16 protein-coding genes are annotated in these 20,852 nt (G+C 65.6%); 7 read left to right on the forward strand and 9 right to left on the reverse strand.

From position 1 onward, the window contains the following. Window positions 1-95: 95 nt before the first annotated feature. Window positions 96-3,083, forward strand: a complete 2,988-nt coding sequence (gene uvrA, locus B7Y64_RS01470) for an excinuclease ABC subunit UvrA (protein WP_291324074.1) — start codon at window positions 96-98, stop codon at window positions 3,081-3,083. A gap of 134 nt (window positions 3,084-3,217) precedes the next feature. Here uvrA and B7Y64_RS01475 read toward each other — a convergent pair whose 3' ends face one another. Continuing rightward, complete coding sequence (locus B7Y64_RS01475; RefSeq protein WP_291328213.1) at window positions 3,218-5,185, reverse strand: sigma-54-dependent Fis family transcriptional regulator; 1,968 nt, start codon at window positions 5,183-5,185, stop codon at window positions 3,218-3,220. 313 nt (window positions 5,186-5,498) lie between these two features. Between B7Y64_RS01475 and B7Y64_RS01480 the strand changes: the two genes are divergently transcribed. Both B7Y64_RS01480 and B7Y64_RS01485 read left to right on the forward strand, forming a co-directional pair. After that, a complete protein-coding gene (locus B7Y64_RS01480; protein ID WP_024813424.1) occupies window positions 5,499-7,022 on the forward strand; it encodes an aldehyde dehydrogenase family protein in 1,524 nt (507 codons plus the stop codon). Between the two features lie 181 nt (window positions 7,023-7,203). Then, on the forward strand, window positions 7,204-7,596 hold the full coding sequence (locus B7Y64_RS01485; protein ID WP_291324067.1) for a DUF779 domain-containing protein: 393 nt from the start codon (window positions 7,204-7,206) through the stop codon (window positions 7,594-7,596). 57 nt (window positions 7,597-7,653) lie between these two features. Here the strand turns inward: B7Y64_RS01485 and B7Y64_RS01490 are convergent, their stop codons facing one another. Further along, a complete protein-coding gene (locus B7Y64_RS01490; RefSeq protein WP_291324068.1) occupies window positions 7,654-9,645 on the reverse strand; it encodes a methyl-accepting chemotaxis protein in 1,992 nt (663 codons plus the stop codon). 285 nt (window positions 9,646-9,930) lie between these two features. Between B7Y64_RS01490 and B7Y64_RS01495 the strand changes: the two genes are divergently transcribed. Beyond that, the gene (locus B7Y64_RS01495; RefSeq protein WP_291324069.1) at window positions 9,931-10,371 is read left to right on the forward strand and encodes a hotdog domain-containing protein; all 441 of its coding nucleotides are present in this window, start codon (window positions 9,931-9,933) and stop codon (window positions 10,369-10,371) included. Window positions 10,372-10,379: 8 nt separating this feature from the next. Then, on the forward strand, window positions 10,380-11,306 hold the full coding sequence (locus B7Y64_RS01500; protein ID WP_291324070.1) for an EamA family transporter: 927 nt from the start codon (window positions 10,380-10,382) through the stop codon (window positions 11,304-11,306). A gap of 95 nt (window positions 11,307-11,401) precedes the next feature. Here the strand turns inward: B7Y64_RS01500 and B7Y64_RS01505 are convergent, their stop codons facing one another. The 6 genes from B7Y64_RS01505 to B7Y64_RS01530 form a co-directional block, all read right to left on the reverse strand. Further along, entirely contained in the window at window positions 11,402-12,403 is a 1,002-nt protein-coding gene (locus B7Y64_RS01505) for a succinylglutamate desuccinylase/aspartoacylase family protein (protein WP_291324071.1), read from the reverse strand. After that, complete coding sequence (locus B7Y64_RS01510; RefSeq protein ID WP_291324072.1) at window positions 12,400-13,380, reverse strand: tripartite tricarboxylate transporter substrate-binding protein; 981 nt, start codon at window positions 13,378-13,380, stop codon at window positions 12,400-12,402. The genes B7Y64_RS01505 and B7Y64_RS01510 overlap by 4 nt, the downstream gene beginning before the upstream one ends. Before the next feature lie 114 nt (window positions 13,381-13,494). After that, on the reverse strand, window positions 13,495-14,388 hold the full coding sequence (locus B7Y64_RS01515) for a LysR family transcriptional regulator (RefSeq protein WP_291328215.1): 894 nt from the start codon (window positions 14,386-14,388) through the stop codon (window positions 13,495-13,497). Between the two features lie 169 nt (window positions 14,389-14,557). Next, the gene (gene pyrF, locus B7Y64_RS01520; RefSeq protein ID WP_291326065.1) at window positions 14,558-15,382 is read right to left on the reverse strand and encodes an orotidine-5'-phosphate decarboxylase; all 825 of its coding nucleotides are present in this window, start codon (window positions 15,380-15,382) and stop codon (window positions 14,558-14,560) included. A 320-nt stretch (window positions 15,383-15,702) separates the two neighbouring features. Further along, window positions 15,703-16,464, reverse strand: coding sequence for a 3-oxoacyl-ACP reductase (locus tag B7Y64_RS01525; protein WP_291326067.1), 762 nt, complete (start codon window positions 16,462-16,464; stop codon window positions 15,703-15,705). Between the two features lie 258 nt (window positions 16,465-16,722). Beyond that, window positions 16,723-17,103, reverse strand: coding sequence for a VOC family protein (locus B7Y64_RS01530; protein ID WP_291326069.1), 381 nt, complete (start codon window positions 17,101-17,103; stop codon window positions 16,723-16,725). A gap of 324 nt (window positions 17,104-17,427) precedes the next feature. Between B7Y64_RS01530 and B7Y64_RS01535 the strand changes: the two genes are divergently transcribed. Then, on the forward strand, window positions 17,428-18,003 hold the full coding sequence (locus B7Y64_RS01535; protein WP_114656086.1) for a flavin reductase family protein: 576 nt from the start codon (window positions 17,428-17,430) through the stop codon (window positions 18,001-18,003). A 60-nt stretch (window positions 18,004-18,063) separates the two neighbouring features. On the opposite strand, the gene B7Y64_RS01540 is transcribed toward B7Y64_RS01535, so the two are convergent. Then, on the reverse strand, window positions 18,064-19,473 hold the full coding sequence (locus tag B7Y64_RS01540) for a DUF2130 domain-containing protein (protein WP_291328217.1): 1,410 nt from the start codon (window positions 19,471-19,473) through the stop codon (window positions 18,064-18,066). A 200-nt stretch (window positions 19,474-19,673) separates the two neighbouring features. On the opposite strand from B7Y64_RS01540, the gene B7Y64_RS01545 reads away from it, so the two are divergent. After that, window positions 19,674-20,801: a Fic family protein gene (locus B7Y64_RS01545; protein ID WP_291328219.1), complete on the forward strand. Its 1,128-nt coding sequence runs from the start codon at window positions 19,674-19,676 to the stop codon at window positions 20,799-20,801. Window positions 20,802-20,852: the final 51 nt, after the last annotated feature.

Below are 20,852 nucleotides of genomic sequence, written 5' to 3' on the forward strand. Positions count from 1 at the left end.
GAGTTTTTCTGCTTTTCTGGCGTGCGCCCACTGTGAACCCTTCCTTGCCCCAACGACCTGCTGATGATCAGCCCTCTGGCCCCTCGGGTCGCTACCTGGGGCACGCCCTGGCGCAGCAGCGCATCAGCATTCGCGGCGCGCGCACGCACAACCTCAAAAACATCGACCTCGACATTCCGCGCAACCAGCTGGTGGTGATCACCGGGCTGTCGGGCTCGGGCAAATCCAGCCTGGCGTTCGACACGCTGTATGCCGAGGGCCAGCGCCGCTATGTGGAGAGCCTGTCGGCCTATGCGCGCCAGTTCCTGGGGCGGCTGGACAAGCCCGATGTCGACCTGATCGAGGGCCTGTCGCCCGCAATCAGCATCGAGCAGAAGGCCACCAGCCACAACCCGCGCTCCACCGTGGGCACGGTGACCGAGATCCACGATTACCTGCGCCTGTTGTACGCCCGCGCGGGCACCCCGTTTTGCCCCGACCACGGCCTGCCGCTGGCCGCGCAGACCGTGAGCCAGATGGTGGACGCCGTGCTGGCCTTGCCCGAAGACACCAAGCTGATGATTCTCGCCCCGGTGGCGCGCGAGAAAAAGGGCGAGTTCACCGAGCTGTTTGCCCAGATGCAGGCGCTGGGCTATGTGCGCTTTCGGGTGGATGGCCAGACTTACGAGCACGAAAATCTGCCCGCGCTGAAAAAGACCGAGAAGCACAACATCGACGTGGTGATCGACCGCGTGAAAGTGCGGGCCGACCTGCAGCAGCGCCTGGCCGAGAGCATTGAAGCCGCCCTGCGCGTGGGTGGCCACGAGGGCAACGGCCGCGTGCTGGCGCTGGAGATGGACACGGGGCAAGAGCACCTGTTCAGCAGCAAGTTCGCCTGCCCGGTGTGCAGCTATTCGCTGGCCGAGCTGGAGCCGCGCCTGTTCTCCTTCAACTCGCCCATGGGCGCGTGCCCCGCGTGCGACGGCATCGGCCAGCGCGAGGTGTTCGACCCGGCGCGCGTGGTGGCCTTCCCCACGCTCAGCCTGGCCAGTGGCGCCATCAAGGGCTGGGACCGGCGCAATGGCTACTACTTTGCCATGCTGGAAAGCCTGGCGCGGCACTACGCGTTCGACATTGATGCGCCGTTCGAGTCGCTGCCCGCGCCGGTGCAGCACGCCATCCTGCACGGCTCGGGCGAGGAAGAAATCGCCTTCAGCTACATCATGGACAGTGGCGCCTCCAAGGGCAAAGCGGTCGTCAAAAAGCATGTGTTCGAGGGCATCCTGCCCAACATGGCGCGCCGCTACCGCGAGACCGATTCGGTGGTGGTGCGCGAAGACCTGGCCCGCTACCGCAGCACCCAGCCCTGCCCCGAATGCCACGGCGTGCGCCTGCGCCGCGAGGCCCGCCATGTGAAACTGGGCGAGGGCGAACAGGCCCGCGCCATTTATGAAGTGAGCCACGCCACGCTCAGTGATGCGCACGCCTGGTTCAATGACCTCAAGCTCACCGGCGCCAAGGCCGAGATCGCCGACAAGGTGGTGCGCGAGATCGCCACACGCCTGCAGTTCCTGAACGACGTGGGCCTGAGCTATCTGAGCCTGGACCGCAGCGCAGAGACCCTCTCCGGGGGCGAGGCGCAGCGCATCCGCCTCGCGTCACAAATCGGCTCGGGCCTCACGGGCGTGATGTATGTGCTCGACGAGCCCAGCATCGGCCTGCACCAGCGCGACAACGACCGCCTGATCGCCACGCTGCAGCACCTGCGCGACATCGGCAACAGCGTGATCGTGGTCGAGCACGACGAAGACATGATGCGCGCCGCCGACCATGTGATCGACATGGGCCCCGGCGCAGGCGTGCACGGTGGGCGCGTGATGGCGCAGGGCACTTACGACGAGGTGCGCGCCAATGCGCAGTCGCTCACGGGCCAGTACCTGTCGGGCGCGCGCTCCATTGCCGTGCCCAAGCGCCGCACCCCCTGGCTGCCGGTGCTGGAGCAGGCCGCGTCGGTGGTGGAGGCCAAGGCCAAATCGCGCTTTCCGCAAACCGAAGCCAGCAAGCGCCGCGCCGAGCGCATGGCAGAGCACCACGCGCGCCAGGGCGCCGTGCAGGCGCTGCGCGTGGCGGGCGCCACGGGCAACAACCTGAAGGGCGTGACGGTGGACTTCCCCGTGGGCCTGCTGACCTGCGTGACGGGTGTTTCGGGCTCGGGCAAAAGCACGCTGGTCAACGACACGCTGTACGCCGCGGTGGCGCGCCAGCTCTACCGCGCGCACGACGAACCGGCCGCGCACGATGAGATCGTGGGCATCGAATACTTCGACAAGGTCATCAACGTGGACCAGAGCCCCATCGGCCGCACGCCGCGCAGCAACCCCGCCACCTATACCGGCCTGTTCACACCCATCCGCGAGTTGATGGCCGAGGTCAACACCGCCAAGGAACGCGGCTACGGCCCGGGGCGCTTCAGCTTCAACGTGGCCGGTGGCCGCTGCGAGGCCTGCCAGGGCGACGGCGTGGTGAAGGTGGAGATGCACTTTTTGCCCGACGTGTACGTGCCCTGCGACATCTGCCACGGCCAGCGCTACAACCGCGAGACGCTGGAAGTGCTGTGGAAGGGCAAGAACATCGCGCAGATTCTGGAGCTGACAGTGGAAGACGCTGCTGCCTTCTTCAAGGACGTGCCCACCATCGCGCGCAAGCTGCAGACGCTGCTGGATGTGGGCCTGTCGTACCTCCGCCTGGGCCAGGCTGCCACCACGCTGTCGGGCGGCGAGGCGCAGCGCGTGAAGCTGGCGCAGGAGCTTTCCAAGCGCGACACCGGCCGCACGCTCTACATCCTGGACGAGCCCACCACCGGCCTGCACTTTGCCGACATTGATTTGCTGCTCAAAGTGCTGCACCAGCTGCGCGATGCGGGCAACACCATCGTCATCATCGAACACAACCTCGACGTGATCAAAACCGCCGATTGGCTCATCGACATGGGGCCGGAGGGTGGTGCGGGCGGTGGCACCGTGGTGGGCGTGGGCACGCCCGAGGAGCTGGCGGCCAACCCGGCCAGCCACACGGGGCAATACCTCGCGCGCTATCTGGCGTAGGGGGCTCGTAGCGAGAGAGAGGTCGTTGCATCGGCCCCACCCGCAAGGCGCCAGTGGGTTGGAGTGATTTTATGGACAAAACGGCCTCAAGCGCTTATCTATTAAGCGCAAGCAGCTATTATATTGATAGCCAATCAGTGCGCACGAGCCGCCAGCTTGCGGTACAGCGTCTGCCGGCTGATACCGAGCTGGCGTGCGGCCTGCGACATGTTGCCGCGTGCAGCTTGCAGGGCCTGGTCGATGGCGGCGGTGGACAGTTGCTGCAGGCTCAGCGCTGCAGGTGCCGTGGGCGTGTCTGGAGTGTCTGGCGGGTGGCCGAATGCCGATGGCGCCACCTTCAATGCCTGCACCAGGTCGTCGGGCATGTGCTCCCAGTGCAGGGTGTCTTCGCCCTCGACCAGCATGGCGCAGGCGGTCCGCAGCACGCTGGCCAGCTGGCGCAGGTTGCCGGGCCAAGGGTAGGCGGCCAGGCGGGCCAGCAGGTCGGGGGCCACTTCCACGTCCACAGGCAGGCCTTGTTCGGTGGCCAGGTCGGACAGCAGCCGCCGCAGCAGCGCCACGAAGTCGCTGCGCTCGCGCAGCGCAGGCAGCTGCACCGTGAGGCCGTTGATGCGGTAGTACAGGTCTTGCCGAAAGCGCCCCTGCTCTGCGGCTTGCATGAGTTGGTTGTGGGTGGCGCAGACCAGTGCAAAGTCTACCGGCACGGCCTTGCTGGCGCCCACGGGTGTCACGCTGCGCTCTTGCAGCACGCGCAGCAGGCGGGTTTGCAGGGCCAGGGGCATGTCGCCGATTTCATCGAGGAACAGCGTGCCGCCATGGGCCTCGCGCAGGCGGCCGAGGTGGCCCTCCTTGCGTGCGCCGGTGAACGCACCGGCCACATGGCCAAACAGCTCGGATTCGATGAGGTTCTCGGGGATGGCGGCGCAGTTGATGGCCACAAAAGGCGCATCGCACCGGGGGCCGCTGGCGTGCAGGGCACGCGCAAACACCTCTTTGCCCACGCCTGATTCGCCCTGGATGAGCACCGGGATGGGCTTGGCCACCACACGGCGGGCCTTGTCGGCTGCGGTGCGCCAGCGGGCGTCGCCGGTGTCCAGCAGCGCCAGTGCGTCTTGCGTCGGTGCAGCGCGGGCAGCCGTGTTGGACTGCGACGGGGTCACCCACGCGGCGGCATCCATCTGCACTTGGGCAAACAGCAGCCCACTGATGCCGTTCAGGCCCAGCACCCGCAAGGCCTGGGGCTGCTGGGGGCGGCGTTTGTGGTGCGAAAGCAGGTCATCGAGCCGCACATCCAGCACACGCTCCAGCAAGGTGGCGCCCACGTCGCCCGCGTGCAGGCCCAGCTGCACCAGGCCCACGCGATTGGCGCCCACGATCCAGCCGTCGGCGGACACCGCCACGATGCCTTCGGCCACACTGCCAATGCCCTCGGGCGCGCTGTGCAGGTGCAGGCGGATGTTGCGTTTGCAGGTGGCGGCCAGCAGGCGGTTTTCGATCATGCGCGCTGCGGTGCTGACCAGGCCCAGCGTGTGGGCGTGGCCGTTGCGATAGTCGCCCGAGATGTCGAGGATGCCCAGCAGCTCGCCGGTGGCCGACAGGATGGGCGAGGCCGCGCAGGTCAGAAAACTGTTGCGCTCCAGAAAATGCTCGCCGCCATGCACCTCCACAGCACTGCATTCGGCCAACGCGGTGCCGATGGCGTTGGTTCCCCGGTGCGCCTCGTGCCACGAGGCGCCGCTGGTCAGCGCCACGCGCTCGGCCTTGTCCACAAAGTAGGGGTCGCCCAGCGTGTGCATGAGCATGCCGCGCCGGTCGGCCAGCACCACCACGCTCTGGCTGTGGCGCACCTGCTCGAACAGGTATTCCATGACGGGGCGCGAATGCGCGAGCAGCTCGGGGTTGCTGGCCAGCACATGGCGCAAGGTGCCGCTGCTGGGGTGGTCGATGGACTGGGGCCGCCCGGTGGGCATCAGGCCGGCCGCCATGCTGCGCGACCAGGAGCGGGCCAGGCGCTCGTCCACCAGGCCGCTGGGGCACTGGCCGGATTCCAGCAGGTGCTGGCGGGCCTGTCGCAGGGCGACGGGGGTGGTGAGGGGGCGCACGCTTTGTCTCCGTGCAGGGTCATGGTGCCCTGCTTTGAATGGGTTTGCGGGAGTATGGCGGGCTGCGCCGCCGGGGGCAAGGGCATGGCCACCGGGGTCGTGCCAACTGTTCCATTTCGTGACAGGTGTCGCGTTCCAGCACAGCGCGGATGTTGTCCGCTGCAACAGCAGCAACACCTGATCGGCAAAAAATCCCAATGAAATCAATGGTCCACGCGCCCTGCAACGCTGGCATGGGTCTTGAGTAGAGAGTTGGCATCGGAACGGCCCACAGGGCGGTCCGATAGCCACAACAACCTCAGGAGACAACACCATGACTGTTTACGCAGCCCCCGGCGCCGCTGGCGCCAAGATCGCCTACAAGCCCCAGTACAACAATTTCATCGGAGGCCAATTCGTGCCCCCGGTCAAGGGCCAATACTTTGATGTGGTCTCGCCGGTCAATGGCAAGGTCTACACCCAGGCCGCGCGTTCTACCGCCGAAGACATCGAGCTGGCGCTGGATGCCGCCCACGCCGCTGCCGACGCCTGGGGCAAGACCGACGCCGCCACACGCGGCAACATCTTGCTGAAGATTGCCGACCGCATCGAGCAAAACCTGGAGTTGCTGGCCTATGCTGAAACGGTGGACAACGGAAAGGCGATCCGCGAAACGCTGAACGCCGACATTCCGCTCACGGTGGACCACTTCCGCTACTTTGCGGGCTGCGTGCGCGCGCAAGAAGGCGCCCTGTCGAACATCGACGAGAACACCGTGGCGTACCACATCCAGGAGCCGCTGGGCGTGGTGGGCCAGATCATTCCTTGGAACTTCCCCATCCTGATGGCCGCGTGGAAGCTGGCGCCCGCCATTGGCGCGGGCAACTGCGTGGTGCTCAAGCCCGCAGAGTCCACGCCGATCTCCATCCTCATCCTCGCCGAGCTGATTGCCGACCTGCTGCCGCCGGGCGTGCTCAACATCGTCAACGGCTACGGCCGCGAAGCCGGCATGCCGCTGGCCACCAGCAAGCGCATTGCAAAAATCGCCTTCACCGGCTCCACCACCACCGGCCGCGTGATTGCGCAGGCGGCCGCCAACAACCTGATTCCCGCCACGCTGGAGCTGGGCGGCAAGAGCCCCAACGTGTTCTTTGCCGACATCATGGACAAGGACGACGCGTTTCTGGACAAGGCGGTGGAAGGCCTGGTGCTGTTTGCGTTCAACCAGGGCGAGGTCTGCACCTGCCCATCGCGTGCGCTGATCCAGGAAAGCATCTACGACCAATTCATGGAGCGCGTCTTGAAGCGCGTGGCCGCCATCCAGCATAAAAACCCGCTGGACACCGACAGCATGATGGGCGCGCAGGCCAGCAAAGAGCAGCTCACCAAGATCCTGTCGTACCTGGACCTGGGCAAGCAGGAGGGCGCTGAGGTGCTGGCCGGCGGTGGCCAGGCCCACCTGGGCGGCGACCTGGAAGGCGGCTACTACGTGCAGCCCACGCTGTTCAAGGGCCACAACAAGATGCGCATCTTCCAGGAAGAAATCTTCGGCCCCGTGCTGGCCGTGACCACCTTCAAGGACGAGGCCGAAGCGCTGGCCATTGCCAACGACACGCTGTATGGCCTGGGCGCCGGCGTGTGGAGCCGCAACGGCAACGTGGCCTACCGCATGGGCCGCGCCATCAAGGCCGGGCGCGTGTGGACCAACTGCTACCACGCGTACCCCGCGCACGCGGCGTTTGGGGGCTACAAGGAGTCGGGCATCGGGCGCGAGACGCACAAGATGATGCTGGACCACTATCAGCAAACGAAAAATCTGCTGGTTTCGTACTCAGAAAACAAGCTGGGTTTCTTCTGATGGGGGTGGCGGTCCACAGACCGTCCCTGGCGTCGTTGCTCCGTCTTGCCGTAGCGTTGCTACTGTCTGCGAAGGAGGCGCCTAGCCAGGAACGGTTTGTGAACCGCTGGAAACATTTCTACTGACGCGGCTCGTTGTTCCAACTTGCCGCGTTTTTTGCATCGCTCGCTGGAGACACCCCATGGTCGATAAAGTCATCGCCACCCCTGCCGCGCTGGAGCTGGTGGCCTTTCTGCAAGCCAAATACGGACCCGATCTGATGTTCCACCAGTCAGGCGGCTGCTGCGACAACAGCGCGGCCAACTGCTATCTGCCCGGCGAGATCACCATGGGTGCGGGCGATGTGTACCTGGGTGACATCGGCGGCTGCCCGTTCTACATCGGGCGCTCGCAGTACGAGACCTGGAAACACACGCAGCTCATCATCGACGTGATTGAAGGCACCGGCGGCACCTTCTCGCTGGAGGGGCCTGAGGGCAAGGCCTTCCACACCCGCTCTCGCGTGTTCACCGCGGTGGAGCTGGCGGAGCTGGCAGTGCAAGAAGACCGGGGCGCTACACCGTCACCGCTGTGAAACGGCGAAAAATAGTGCTAAAACAGCCTCAAGCGCTTACCCAGTAAGCGCAAGCAGCTATTGAATTTGTAGCGATTGGCGTGTACGCTGCAGCGATGCCTGACCCAGGTGGCTGCCGCCTTCGTCTTCTAGTTGGAACACCGACACCACCTGCACCAGGTCTTCGGCCTGGCTCTTGAGGCTGCTGGCGGCGGCGGCCATTTCTTCGACCAGCGCGGCGTTTTGCTGCGTGACCTGGTCCATCTGCGTCACGGCCTCGCCCACCTGGGCCACGCCCAGCGACTGCTCGTGGCTGGCCGCGCTGATCTCGCCGACGATGTCGGTCACGCGGCGGATGGAGGCCACCACTTCGCTCATGGTGGCGCCGGCGCGGTCTACCAGGGCGCTGCCTTGGGCCACGCGCTCCACGCTGGCGCTGATGAGCGACTTGATCTCGCGCGCTGCTTCGGCACTGCGCCCGGCCAGGCTGCGCACCTCGCTGGCCACCACCGCAAAGCCCCGGCCCTGCTCGCCCGCGCGGGCGGCTTCCACGGCGGCATTGAGCGCAAGGATGTTGGTCTGGAAGGCAATCGAATCGATCACGCCGATGATGTCGGAGATTTTTTGCGACGACGCGTTGATGCCGTGCATGGTGTCCACCACTTGCGCCACCACCTCGCCGCCCTGCACGGCCACGGTGCTGGCGCTGGCGGCCAGCTGGCTGGCCTGCTGCGCGCTGTCGGCGTTTTGCCGCACGGTGGCGTTGAGTTGCTCCATGGATGCTGCGGTTTCCTCCAGCGCGCTGGCCTGGCTTTCGGTGCGGGCCGACAGGTCGATATTGCCCTGGGCGATCTGCACGCTGGCCGTGGCCACGCTTTCAGACCCACCGCGCACATTGCGCACCACATCGGTGAGCTGCCGGCGCATCTGCAGCAAGGCCTCGAGCAACTGGCCGACCTCGTTGGTGCCGTGGGCGATGGGGCCACCGCTGAGGTCGCCCTGGGCCACGGCGCGCGACAGCTGCACGGCCTGCGCAAGCGGTTGCGTCATGGAGCGCACAAACACCAGGGCCACGCCGGTGGTGAGCGACAGTGTCGCCACCAGTGCCACCGCCACCCACAGCAGGCTTTGCTGCAGGTTGGAGACGCGGTTGTCCAGGGCCTGTGTCAGGTTGCCTGCGGCCTGGGCGTTGAGGGCGTACAGCGCTTCGATGGTGCGGGTGAAATGGTCGAAATAGTCCTTGGCCGGCAGCTTGAATTCGGTGGCGTTGATCACCTCGCTCTCCAGCAGTTGAAGCGACTGCGTGATCAGGCCCTGGATTTCCTGGGTCTTGCTGCCCATCGATTGGCGAAACTGCGGGTTGCGTTCCAGCGCCCGGTCGAAGCTGCGCAGGGTTTCTGCCTGCAACTCGGTGACGCGCTGGCGCAGCACCACCAGCTGCCCCTTGTCTTGCGGGGGCAGCTCGCCGCGCCCCAGAAACCCCGAGCCCTGCGCCCGCAAAACGCCCAATTTTTCACCCAACATCGGGGCATGGACCAGCGATGCCTGGATCAGCGCATTGGTGTCGGTGTCAGGGTCGGTTTGCAGGTCATAGGCGTGCAGCAGGCCCTCGTTGATCAACATGATCGAGGCAATCAGCTGGGTGTGCTGCGCCGTGCTTTGTGCAGTCTGCAGGCTGCGTGCGGCCACGGCCTGCTCCAGGGTCTTCCAGGTCTGCTGGGCTTGTGTCCATGCGCTGTTCTGCGCGGCGGGCACCTGCGCTGCGGCAAAGCTGGCCGCCACTTCTGCCATGGCTTTTTCCAGGGCGTCGCGGGCCGCGGGCCGGCGCGCCGCCAGCGCCTCGTCTCCGCCCAGCATGCCGGCCGACAGACCCCGATGCACCTGCATCAACTGCACCACCTTGTTCACCACCAGTGCGGGCACGGCACCCACCGATTCATGCCGCGCTGCCGCGATGGAGCGCAGTGAATCGCTCACATAAAGGTACGTGGGCAGGGCGCTCATCATCAACCCGATCGTGCCCAAGATCATGAATTTCTGAAGCAGGCCAAGGCGATGGAGGATGGACATGGCAATAAGCGCACACATGCGCAGGTCGTGGAAACACAAAGACCGAAGCGTGTTGTCGGCCACAAGAAGTCTGCAGGCCCATGGCGGGTATTGCAAGCTGTAACGTAATGTACGGAGATTGGCATCGGACCGGGTTGACGCATATCAAGTCAAGACGCTGTCGGCGGACCATGACAGGGCCCTCCAGGTCGTTGGAGGGGCGCCGTCCCCGGGTTGGGCTGGCGCAGCCGATCCGGGCGCTGGTGAATAATGTCCTGACTGTCCCAACTGCGGAGAATTCCCGGCATGCATTCCATCACCTTGCGTTTCATGGCCGCATCCGGCGAGCCATCGGCCTTGGGCCGCATTCAGGGTGGGGCCGTGTTGCTGTGGGTGGACGAAGCCGGGCTGGCCTGCGCCAGCGCCTGGGCGCACTGCGCCTGCGTGACGGCCTTTATGGGCGGTGCCAGCTTTCTGCGGCCCGTTCGCTCCGGGGATCTGGTGGAGGTGGAGGCCCGCCTGGCCTACACCGGCAGCAGCAGCATGAGCATGGCGGTGGAGGTGCGGGCGGGCAGCATCCAGGACAGGGACCTGCAGCCCGTGACCCACTGTGTGGTGGTGTATGCCGCCGTGGATGACGATGGACAGCCTCGAGCCGTGGACGCCTGGACCCCCGAAACCCCCGGCGACATCGCGCTGGCCCAGCGCGTCAAGGCCCATATCGACGCTGCGCGCGCAGCGCAGTAAGGCAGCGAATGACCACTGCGCCGGGGCCGATGCGGGCCCGCGATCTTCTGGCTGCGCTCGCGGTGGTTGTGCTGTGGGGCGTGAACTTCGTGGCCATGAAGTGGGGCCTGCGCAGCTTTACGCCATTTCAGCTGGGCGCCTTGCGCTACCTGTGCGCGGCCCTGCCCCTGGTGCTGCTGGTGCAGGCACCCCGCCTGCATTGGCGCTGGGTGCTGCTGTTTGGCGCTTTCCAGGGCGTGGGGCAGTTCGGCTTTTTGTTTGTGGCACTGCAAATGGGCATGACGGCGGCGTTGGCCAGCGTGCTGCTGCAAACCCAGGTGTTCTTTACCGCGCTGTTCGGTTTTGGTGTGCTGCACGAGCGCCCGGGCCGGCCGCTGGTGCTGGGGCTGGCGCTGGCGGGGCTGGGGCTGCTGTGTTTTGCCATGAACCATCTGCAGCCAGGCGCTGCCACGGCCGGCACCACGTTGGCGGGCCTGCTGCTGACACTGTGCGCGGCGGCTTCGTGGGCGGCATCGAACATCGTCTCGCGCCTGGCACAGCAAGCCTCGCCGGGCTACAACCCCCTGTCTTTCGTGATCTGGAGCAGCCTGGTGCCCGTGCTGCCCTTCATCCTGCTGTCGCTCTGGTTCGATCCGGACGCGGGCCGCTGGATTGATCCCGCCGCCTGGGCCGCCGTGCCGCTGGTGGCCTGGCTGTCGTTGGCCTATCTGGGCTGGGCGGCCACGGTGCTGGGCTACGGCATGTGGACCAGCCTGCTCAAGCGCTACCCGGCCAACCGCGTGGCGCCCTTCAGCCTGGGCGTGCCGCTGGTGGGCATGGCGGCGGGTCTGTGGGTGCTGAACGAAGTCGTCACCGCCTGGCAATGGGCGGGTGTGGCCTGCGTGGTGCTGGCCCTGGTGTGCGTAGTGCTGGGGCCAAGATTAGGCATGAAATAACCATGTAGCGCTTATCTGGAAAGCGCTGATAGCTATCTATTTAATAGTGGGCAGTGGCTGGCCGCACCCCGGTGCCGGGGGTGGGGGCGGGGGCATCACAGCAACCGACGGCGTGCGTAGCGCACCACGGTAACGCCAGCGCGGGCCTGGCGCGTAGAGGGCATCACCAGCACGCAGTCATCGTAGGGCGTGGCGACGGGTTCGCCATCGTTTTCGCCTATCACGGTGCCTGCCTGCGCGATCACTTCCAGTCCGGTGAAGGGTGCGTTGAAGCGGAAGGCGCTGCTGTGGGCGACTACGGGGCCCGTGACCTCAAGCGCCCACTGGCGGGGTGCATCGGCCAGGCGCCAGCCGGGCAGCCTGCGGTCCAGCTCCGCCGTTTGGACCACGCCGGCAGCTTCGAGAAAGCGCACGCACTGGTCCTGTGCGACGGCGCGGCTGGCGGGGTCGCCGTGGAAGCCGCACTCGATCAGCAGCGAACGCGAATCGCCGCCCTGCCCCGGGGCCTCGCCATCGGGCAGGCCAAAGCGCCCATAGTCGCGCATGCGTACGCCGTCTTTGTGCCCGGCATCGATCACGATGTGCTCGGGCGAGCGCATGGCGCGCGCCAGTTGCAGGTTGCGTGGCTGGACCCCGGTGAGCAGCAGCGGGGCCGAGGGCTCATGCATGGAATGGATGTCGAGCAGCCAGTCGGCCTGCGCTACCCACGGACGCAGCGCGGCGGCGCGGCGGCGCTCGTTGGTTTCCGCGGCGTCGATGCGCTCGTCCAGCCATTGGCGGTTCAGGTCTTCGTCGGTGAAGCGCGAGGCGTCGTGGTTGCCGGCGTCAAAGCGGTCGAACGCATCCAGGTTGCAAAAGGCCAGGGTCAGCCGACCTTTCTGCGGGCGCAGCGCTGCCTCCAGCAAACCCTTGAGGGCCCAGGCGCCGCACAGTTCATTGCCATGCACCAGGGCGCTGATCATCACGTGGCGCCCGGGCACACCCGAGTCGAAGTGCCACACGCCTGGCGTGCCGGTGTTGCCTGTACGCCAGGCGCTCAGGTCTGGTGCGGGCAACGTGAAGGTGAGGGCCGTTGGGGGTGGGAGGACGCTGCTCATTCTTCGATCTTGGCAAATTCAACAATCTGTTTGTACTTGGCCACTTCGGCGGCCAAAAACTTGTCGATGTTCACGCTGGGCGACGACACGGTAGAGCCGCTGCTCTCCAGCTTCTTGCGCAGTTCGGGAGCCTGCAGCGCTTCGTTCAGCGCTTTCTTGAGTTTGTCGAACACCGGTTTGGGCAGATGCGCGGGGGCCATGAGCGCGAACCAGACGCCAATGGCCACGTTCTTGTACTGGGCCGATTCAGAGATTGCCGGGATATCGGGCGTGGCGGCCGAGCGATTGGCTTCGGTGGTGCCCAGCGCGATCACCTTGCCGCTCTTGATGTGCGGCAGACCGCTGGAGAGCACGAACACCCCGTACTCGAGGTTGTTGCCCATCAGGTCGTTGGTGAGCGGCGCCACGCCGCGGTAGGGGATATGCGTCATGAACAGCTTGCCCTGTTCCTTGACCATCTCGCCCGCCAAGTGCAGCGAGGTGCCCACGCCCGAGCTGCCGTAGCTGAACTTGCCGGGGTTCTTGGAGACTTTCTGCGTGAACTCTGCCAGGTTCTTCACCCCGGAGCCGGTGGACGCCACCAGCACCAGGGGTTGCGAGGCGATCAGGCCAATGGCTGTGAAGTCCTTGATGTCGTATTTGACCTTCTTGGTCACCAGCTTGTTGATGGCGATCTCGTTGCTCGCCCCCACCAGCAGGGTGTAGCCGTCCGGTGCGGCGCTGGCCACTTTTTGCGCGCCAATGGCACCGCCGGCACCGCCAATGTTCTCTATCACCACCGGCACGCCCAGGCGGTTGCCCAGCTCGGTGGCCACCACCCGGCCCGTCAGGTCGGTGCTGCCGCCCGGCGGATAACCCACCACGATCGTGATGGGCTTGCTGGGATACGAGGCTTCCTGGGCGACTGCCGGGGCGCTGGCCAGCACGGCCAGACTGCAGGCCAGGGCGGCGCGGCGAGAGAGATGGAGGGTGTGCATGGCAGGTTGTCCTTGTGGTGGGGTTTGCCCATTGTGGGAACGCGCACAGGCTTCGTTGGTGCCGAAACGGCACCAGTTGGTGCGTAGTTGGGCCAAGTGCTGGCGCTGTTGCTGTCAGCGCAGCGTCACGGTCTGCCACAAGGCTTCGGCGAGCGGGCCCAGGCGGCGCTTGGGCCGGTACAGGCGCACGTCAAAGCGCACTTCCATTTGCTCGCTACCCGCGCGTGCGAGGCGGCCGCTCTTGCAGTCGGCATGCACCATCGACCAAGGAAGCCAGGCCACACCGAGCCCCTTTTGCACGTATTCGTAATGGGCGTCTGCCGAGTCGCATTCCACCAGGCGCTGCAGGCGCGGTGCATGGGGGTTGTGCGCCAAGTGGTCCTCGACCAGGCGCCCCAGCGCCAATTGGGGCGCGTAGGCCAAATACGGCACGGGTTGCCCTTGCGCAAAGGCGTGCAGCGCCAGCCCTTGCGGCGTGGCGCGGGATACGGGCACCAGGCGATCCGTGGCCATGGTGACATGCATGAACTGCCGAGCGTCCAGCCCAATGGCCAATGCCGGGTGGTGGTACACGAGCGAGAAGTCGGCCTCGCCGCGCTCCAGCATGGCGACGGTGTCCGCCAGTGCGCGCGTCAGGATGTGCAATTGCCCGTCTTGCAGAACCGGGCGCAGGCGCACCAGCCAGTCAGCCACCACGGTGCGTGCCAGGGTGCGGCCCGTGGTCAGCGTCACGGTGCGGCCCTGGCGCCCGGCCAGGCTTTGCAGCTCTTCGTGCGATTGCGCCAGGTTGCGCGCCAGTTCCGCGGCGGTTTCCAGAAAACTGGCACCCGCCGCGGTCAGTGTGACGGGACCGCCTCCGCGCTGTACCAAGGGTGTTCCAGCCCAGGCCTCAAGGGCGCGGATGCGACGCCCGAATGCGGGGTGGGTGACGTGGCGCAACTCGGCCGCACGCGTAAAGCTGCGCTCCTGCGCCAGCGTAATGAAATCCTCCAGCCACTTCAGCTGCATGGTCCGGCAGGCAGTGGATGCATGGGTTCACCAAACCCTCTATCCCTGCTGCCCATTCCTGTTGGCTGCACGCGGGGTTGGCACGGCGAGGCGTTGCCATGCGTGGCCTGGTCCCGGGTGGTTTCACCGCACTGCAACACAGCTGGTGTCTCCACGGTTGTCGGGCGTGTTAGCCGCACGCCGCCTGCAGCACAGCGCGGGTGCGCAGGGCCTCATGGCGGGCGGCGGCGGCAAAGTCGTCCCCGCCCGATGCATACAGAATGGCCCGCGACGAGTTCACGATGATGGGGCCGTCAGGGCGCAGACCGGCGCGCACGGTGGCCACGGCATCGCCACCCTGCGCCCCCACGCCGGGGATCAGCAAGGGCAGCGTGGGCGCAATGCTGCGCACGCGTTCAATTTCCTGGGGGTAAGTGGCGCCCACCACCAGGCCGAGCTGGCCGTTGCGGTTCCAGGGGCCTTGCGCGAGGCGCGCCAAATGTTCATACAACAGGGGCTGGCCCTCGATGCTGGCCAGACGCTGGTTTTGCAGGTCGTCGCCGCCGGGGTTGGAGGTGCGGCACAGCAAAAAGGCGCCCTTGCCGTGGTAGGCCAGGTAGGGCTCGATCGAATCAAACCCCATGAACGGCGAGAGCGTGACGGCGTCGGCGCCATAGCGCTCAAAGGCCTCTTTGGCGTACTGCTCGGCGGTGGAGCCGATGTCGCCGCGCTTGGCGTCGAGAATCACCGGCACCTGGGGCGCATTGCAGCGCATGTGCTGCATCAGCCGCTCTAGCTGGTCCTCGGCGCCGTGGGCCGCAAAGTAGGCAATCTGGGGCTTGAAGGCGCACGCCACATCCGCCGTGCTGTCCACGATGGCGGCGCAAAAGTCATAGATCTTGCGCGGATCGCCGCGCATGCCTGCGGGAAACCGGTTGGGTTCGGGGTCCAGCCCCACGCAGAGCATCGAGTTGTTCTGGGTGGAAGCACTGCGCAGCATGTCGAGAAATGTCATGGGGTGTAATTTTAGGCGGCACCATGGCGGATGTGACAAGCTTCCCGGCGGCGCAGTGTGGGCGTTTGGCACAGACCCGCCCCGGTGGGCCACTTCCCCGAAGCGCTGCGCCCATAAAAAATGGCCGTTGATCGGCCATTTTTCTTTCAAGGCCCCCTGAGGGCGAAAGCGGTCAGCGCGGTACGGTCAGCAGGCGCTGGACGTCGCGGTCATTGGGCAACGCGCAGTTCTGCCCGGGCACGATGCGGCTGTCTTCGGTGCGCACCAGTTTCATGGTCATCACCTTCATGTGATTGGCCAGCCGCCCTGCCAGGCGCCGCTCATCCCTTCACCAGTCCGCCATCCACGATCAGGTTTTGCCCGGTCACCGCGCGCGACCAGGGTGAGAGGAAGAACAGCACGGCGTCGGCAAACTCGGCCGGTGTGGTCACGCGGCGCAGCGGGGTCAGGCTGGCGATGAGTTCGAACACCGCCTCGGGCGTGGCGCTGCTGGCGTCGGTGCTGCGCAGCAGGCCGCCCGAAACCATGTTCACGGTGATGCCGTGCGGCCCCAGGTCGTTGGCCGCCGTGCGTGTGAGCGACAACAGCGCTGCCTTGGCGGCGGTGTAGTCGTGGTACGGCACCACGGGGTTCTGAAACAGGTTGGTGCCCACGTTCACGATGCGGCCAAAGCCCTGCGCACGCATTCCGGGCAACGCCGCCTGCAAGGTGTTGAGCGCACCCTTCACGGCGCCTTCGATCTGCTGGTTGAAGCGCTGCCATGCAATGTCGCCAATCTGTGGGCGCGCGTCGCCGTCGAACTGAAAGCCCACCAGTGCGTTGTTCACCACGCTGCTGATGGGCTGGCCGGTGCGCTCATGGGCCTGCGCAAACAGTGTGTGCACAGCGGCGGTATCGGTCACATCGGCCTGCAGAGCCATGGCGCGCGGGCCCAGTTCTTCGGCCAGCGCGGCGGCGGCCTTGTCGCTGTGGTGGTAGTTGATGACCACGCCCGCGCCTTCGCGCGCCAGCGCCCGTGTGATGGACTGGCCCAGACCACGGGCGCCACCGGTCACCAAAACCCATTGTTCCGCTATCAGCATGTCGATTCCCAAAATGGAGGCAAGCGCAGATTGTGGCGGCAAATAGTGCCCTGCCAGCTGCCTTGTCCCGGCGCGGTGGACGGCCAGCACGGGTCTGGGCAAGTGGCTGGATTTGCCACCGTTGCAGCGGAAAACCCGGTGGGAGAGCAGGAACCCGTGGGGGCGTTGATTGGGAGTCTGACCCCGATTTTTAGGAGTCTGACCCCGATTTTTACCCCGGCTGTTCCATGCCCCCGTTCATTCGCACAACCGTTCAACCTATGCGGCGGGGCGGTGCAGGGCGCACAGCTTGTTGCCGTCCGGGTCGCGCAGATAGGCCAGGTAGAGCTTGCCGCCAGGGCTTTCGCGCCAGCCCGGCGGGTCTTCGCAGGTGGTGCAGCCATTGGCCACGCCGGCTGCGTGGAAGGCATCGGCCTGCTCGGGCGACTGCATCGCAAAACCGATGGTGCTGCCGTTGCCAATCGTGGCGGGCTCGCCATTGATGGGCGTGGAAATGCCAAACGTGCCTTGGGGGCTGCGGAAAAAATAACGGTTCTTGTTGGCCACCGCGGGGTTGATACCCATCGTGGCAAACAGCGCGTCATAAAACTTTCTGGACTGCTCCAGGTCACTCACACCGACCATCACATGACTGAACATGGCATTTGTCTCCTTATTTGAGGCCCCCGGCGGGGCGGTTGACAGGCGACGGAATGGTACTTGTTGCCACGCCGCCCCGGGCTGCGCCGACGTAAAACACCTTGCACACCGGCGCGACCGGCCGGCGGGAGGCGCACGTCACGCCCGACATCCGCGGTGTAGTAGCAAACTTCAGGTCAAAATAGCCCCTGGCGCTTATGCTGAAAGCGCTAATAGCTATAAAAATAAGAGCAAAATAGGGGGCGGGATGGTCATCTCAACCGTGTCAGCCAAGTCCCCATCCCCTGTCCTGGCCCACTTGTCCACCCACCGTTGCGCTACCCCATGCCACCCAACCCGCACTTCACCCCCGTCCCGCTGGACAAGGCCTACCGCCTGCTCAACCACGGCCCCACCGTGCTCGTCTCGGCCAGCCATGCGGGCGAGGACAACGCCATGGCCGCCGCCTGGGCCTGCGCGCTGGACTTTGCCCCGCCCAAGGTCACGGTGGTGCTCGACAAGGCCACGCGCACGCGCCAACTGGTAGAGGCCAGCGGGCACTTTGCCTTGCAACTGCCCACCCGGGCCATGGCCGCGCTCACGGTGGGCATCGGCACCGACAGCGCCAAGACCCACCCCGACAAGCTGCAGCAGCACGGCGTGCAGCTCTTTCACGCGCCCGGCCACGCCACGCCCTTGGTGCAGGGCTGCGCCGCCTGGCTGCTGTGCCGCGTCATCCCCGAGCCGCACAACCAGCAGACGTATGACCTCTTCATCGGCGAAGTGCTGGCCGCTTGGGCCGACGAGCGGGTGTTTCGCAACGGCCACTGGGAGTTCGACACCGCACCGGACGAGCTGCGCACGCTGCACTACGTGGCGGGTGGGCAGTTCTATGCCACGGGGGCGTCGGTGACGGTGTAATTTTGGTAGCAGTGCGCGGCGCCGGGTGTTGATCCCTCGCCCCTTGCGGAAGAGGGCACATTACTCCCCATCCGAAATCTCCAACTGCTTGAGGTCCGCAAACTTGGCCGCCATCGTCGGGTTGCCGCGGGTCAGCTTCTTGATCGTCAGATCTTCGGCCTTGTCGTTGGCCAGGCGCAAATTGTTGGCCGACTTGTGCAGCGCTTCCTTGGTCTTCTCCAGGTCCTTGATCGCCTCATCAATGCGCTTGATAGCCTCCTCGAACCCGTCCGACGCCAGGCGCCAGTTGCGCCCAAACGCGCCCTTGAACTCCTCCAGTTGCGATTCGAACTTGGTGATGTCCAGGTTCTGCGCCTTCACCAGCGCCAGCTCTGACTTGTACTGCAACGACTTCATCGAGGCGTTGCGCAGCAGCGTGATGATGGGAATGAAAAACTGCGGCCGCACCACGTACATCTTGGGGTAGCGGTAGAACATGTCCACGATGCCGGTGTTGTACAGCTCGCTCTCGGGCTCCAGCAGCGACACCAGCACCGCGTATTCGCAGCCTTTTTCACTGCGGTCTTTGTCCAGCTCTTTCAAGAAGTCTTCGTTGCGCTTTTTGGTGGCGGTCTCGTCGTTTTCGTTCTTCATCTCGAACATGATCGAGACGATCTCGTTGCCCGACTCATCCAGGTCGCGAAAGATGTAGTCGCCCTTGCTGCCACTGCGCGCGTCGTTGTCCTTCTCGAAATACGCGCGCGCAAACGCGGTGGCGCGGATGCGGTTGAACTCCGTCTCGCAGTGCTGCTCCAGCGTCTCGCCCACCATCTTGGTTGACAGGCGCGCCTTCATGTCCCGCAGCCGCGCAATCTCGCCGTCGCGGTCACGCAACTGCAAGGCGTACTGCTCTTTGATGGCGGCCTCCTCCAGCTGCTTTTTCATCACCACCAGGTTCAGATCGTTCTTGAATTCATCGCGCTCGCGGGCCACCACGGTGACCGCCTCGGACACCGCCAGCCTGCGCACCACCTCGCCCGCCTCCAGTTGTGATTTGAGCTGCTGAATCTCTGCATCCTTCTTGGCAGCCACGCCCTGCAGCTCTTGCGCCAGCCGCGCTTGTGCCAACTGCTCCGCCGCCTGCTGCGCCTGCCGCGCACGCTCCAGCTCATTCGCCAACGCATCGCGCTGCTTCTCCACCGCGCTCAGAGCCTGCGCCACCGCCAGGTCGCGCTCCACACCACCCGCATCCAGCTGCGCCTTCAGGGCTTGAATCTCGGCATCTTTGGCCGCTGCCGCCTTCTGCAACTCGTTGGCCACCTGGGCCTGCGCCAGCGCCACCGCATTGCGCTTGTCCTGCTCGGCCAGTTCCAGCCGCTCATGCAACTGCGCATGGAAATCCGCATCGCGCACCTGCTTGAGGATGTCGGCGTAGCCGGATTCGTCCACCTTGAAGGCTTTGTGGCAGTGGGGGCAGATGATGTCGTGCATGGCGGTCGCTGTGTGTTGTGTTTGGTTGGGTGGGGAGCATAGCGGGCACCAAGCAAAGCAATGGGGTGCGCTGCACGCGCGCTAGGGATGTCCTGACATGGACGTCTCCAGAAGAGCAAGATTCGGCAGCGACAGTTGTGCGGCGAAAAGCACGTTTATTCACCGCATATTTTGCGGCGAATAACCCGCATAATCACCGCATGCGTCCCCACCGCCCCACCCGCACGCCCCGCTACCTCTGGCAATTGCCCGATTGGCCGAACCTGACTTTTGATGCCGCAGCCCTGGCCGCGCCACTTGCGCAGGTGCATCGCGCACAGGGCATGCTGGCCGGGCGCATGGCAGCGCTGGGGCTGGCGCAGCGCGACCAGGCCACCCTGCAGGTGCTGACGCAAGAAGTCATCACCACCAGCGCCATTGAAGGCGAGCGGCTGGACCTGGACGCCGTGCGCTCCTCCGTGGCCCGCAAGCTGGGGCTCGATATTGGAGCCCTGGCACCCAGCGACCGGCATGTGGACGGCGTGGTGGACGTGGTGCTGGACGCCACCCGCCACTTTGACCAACCCCTGACCCCCGAGCGCCTGTTTGGCTGGCACGCGGCACTGTTCCCTACCGGCTACAGCGGGCGCACGCGCATCACCGTGGCCGGGTGGCGCACCGATGCCAGCGGCCCCATGCAGGTCGTGTCTGGCCCTGTGGGGCGGGAGAAAGTGCACTTTGAAGCCCCACCCGCCGCCACCCTGCCCGCGCAAACCCAGGCTTTTTTTGACTGGTTTGAAGCCGCCCCGGTGGGCGACGCCATCATCAAAGCGGGCCTGGCCCACCTGTGGCTGGTCACCTTGCACCCTTTTGACGACGGCAACGGCCGCCTGAGCCGCGCCGTGGGCGACATGGCTCTGGCCCGGGCAGAGGGAACGCACCAGCGGTTCTACAGCTTCAGCGCCCAGATACAGCGCGAGCGCAAAGACTATTACGACCAGCTAGAGGCCACCCAAAAAGGCCCGCTGGACGTGACCCCGTGGCTGCATTGGTTTCTGGGGTGCCTGCTGCGCGCCGTGCAGGGCGCAGACGCCACACTGGCGGGCGTGCTGGACAAAGCCCAGTTCTGGCAGCGCTGGGCAGGCACGCCCATGAATGCGCGGCAAACCCTGGTGCTGAACCGCGTGCTGGACGGCATGGAAGGCAAGCTGACCAACGCCAAGTGGGCGGCGATAGCCAAGTGCTCGCCTGATACGGCGCTGCGCGACATCAACGACCTGTTGACCCTGGGCGTGCTGGCGCGGCTGGAAGGTGGCGGGCGGAATACCGCCTACATCTTGGTCAAATAAGCCGCTAGCGCTTTATCAATAAGCGCCAGCAGCTATCAAATCAGAAGCAAT

This window comes from Acidovorax sp. 35-64-16 (genome assembly GCF_002281195.1).
GTDB lineage: Bacteria > Pseudomonadota > Gammaproteobacteria > Burkholderiales > Burkholderiaceae_C > Acidovorax > Acidovorax defluvii.

Bases quoted from the DNA above. Each gene is read 5' to 3' on its own strand.
- B7Y64_RS01480 (WP_024813424.1), top strand. From the start codon at position 5,499: ATGACTGTTTACGCAGCCCCCGGCGCCGCTGGCGCCAAGATCGCCTAC.
- B7Y64_RS01535 (WP_114656086.1), top strand. From the start codon at position 17,428: ATGCCACCCAACCCGCACTTCACCCCCGTCCCGCTGGACAAGGCCTAC.
- B7Y64_RS01515 (WP_291328215.1), bottom strand. From the start codon at position 14,388: ATGCAGCTGAAGTGGCTGGAGGATTTCATTACGCTGGCGCAGGAGCGC.
- pyrF (WP_291326065.1), bottom strand. From the start codon at position 15,382: ATGACATTTCTCGACATGCTGCGCAGTGCTTCCACCCAGAACAACTCG.
- B7Y64_RS01505 (WP_291324071.1), bottom strand. From the start codon at position 12,403: ATGAGCAGCGTCCTCCCACCCCCAACGGCCCTCACCTTCACGTTGCCC.
- B7Y64_RS01540 (WP_291328217.1), bottom strand. From the start codon at position 19,473: ATGCACGACATCATCTGCCCCCACTGCCACAAAGCCTTCAAGGTGGAC.
- B7Y64_RS01530 (WP_291326069.1), bottom strand. From the start codon at position 17,103: ATGTTCAGTCATGTGATGGTCGGTGTGAGTGACCTGGAGCAGTCCAGA.
- B7Y64_RS01495 (WP_291324069.1), top strand. From the start codon at position 9,931: ATGCATTCCATCACCTTGCGTTTCATGGCCGCATCCGGCGAGCCATCG.
- B7Y64_RS01500 (WP_291324070.1), top strand. From the start codon at position 10,380: ATGACCACTGCGCCGGGGCCGATGCGGGCCCGCGATCTTCTGGCTGCG.
- B7Y64_RS01510 (WP_291324072.1), bottom strand. From the start codon at position 13,380: ATGCACACCCTCCATCTCTCTCGCCGCGCCGCCCTGGCCTGCAGTCTG.
- B7Y64_RS01485 (WP_291324067.1), top strand. From the start codon at position 7,204: ATGGTCGATAAAGTCATCGCCACCCCTGCCGCGCTGGAGCTGGTGGCC.
- B7Y64_RS01490 (WP_291324068.1), bottom strand. From the start codon at position 9,645: ATGTCCATCCTCCATCGCCTTGGCCTGCTTCAGAAATTCATGATCTTG.
- B7Y64_RS01545 (WP_291328219.1), top strand. From the start codon at position 19,674: ATGCGTCCCCACCGCCCCACCCGCACGCCCCGCTACCTCTGGCAATTG.
- B7Y64_RS01525 (WP_291326067.1), bottom strand. From the start codon at position 16,464: ATGCTGATAGCGGAACAATGGGTTTTGGTGACCGGTGGCGCCCGTGGT.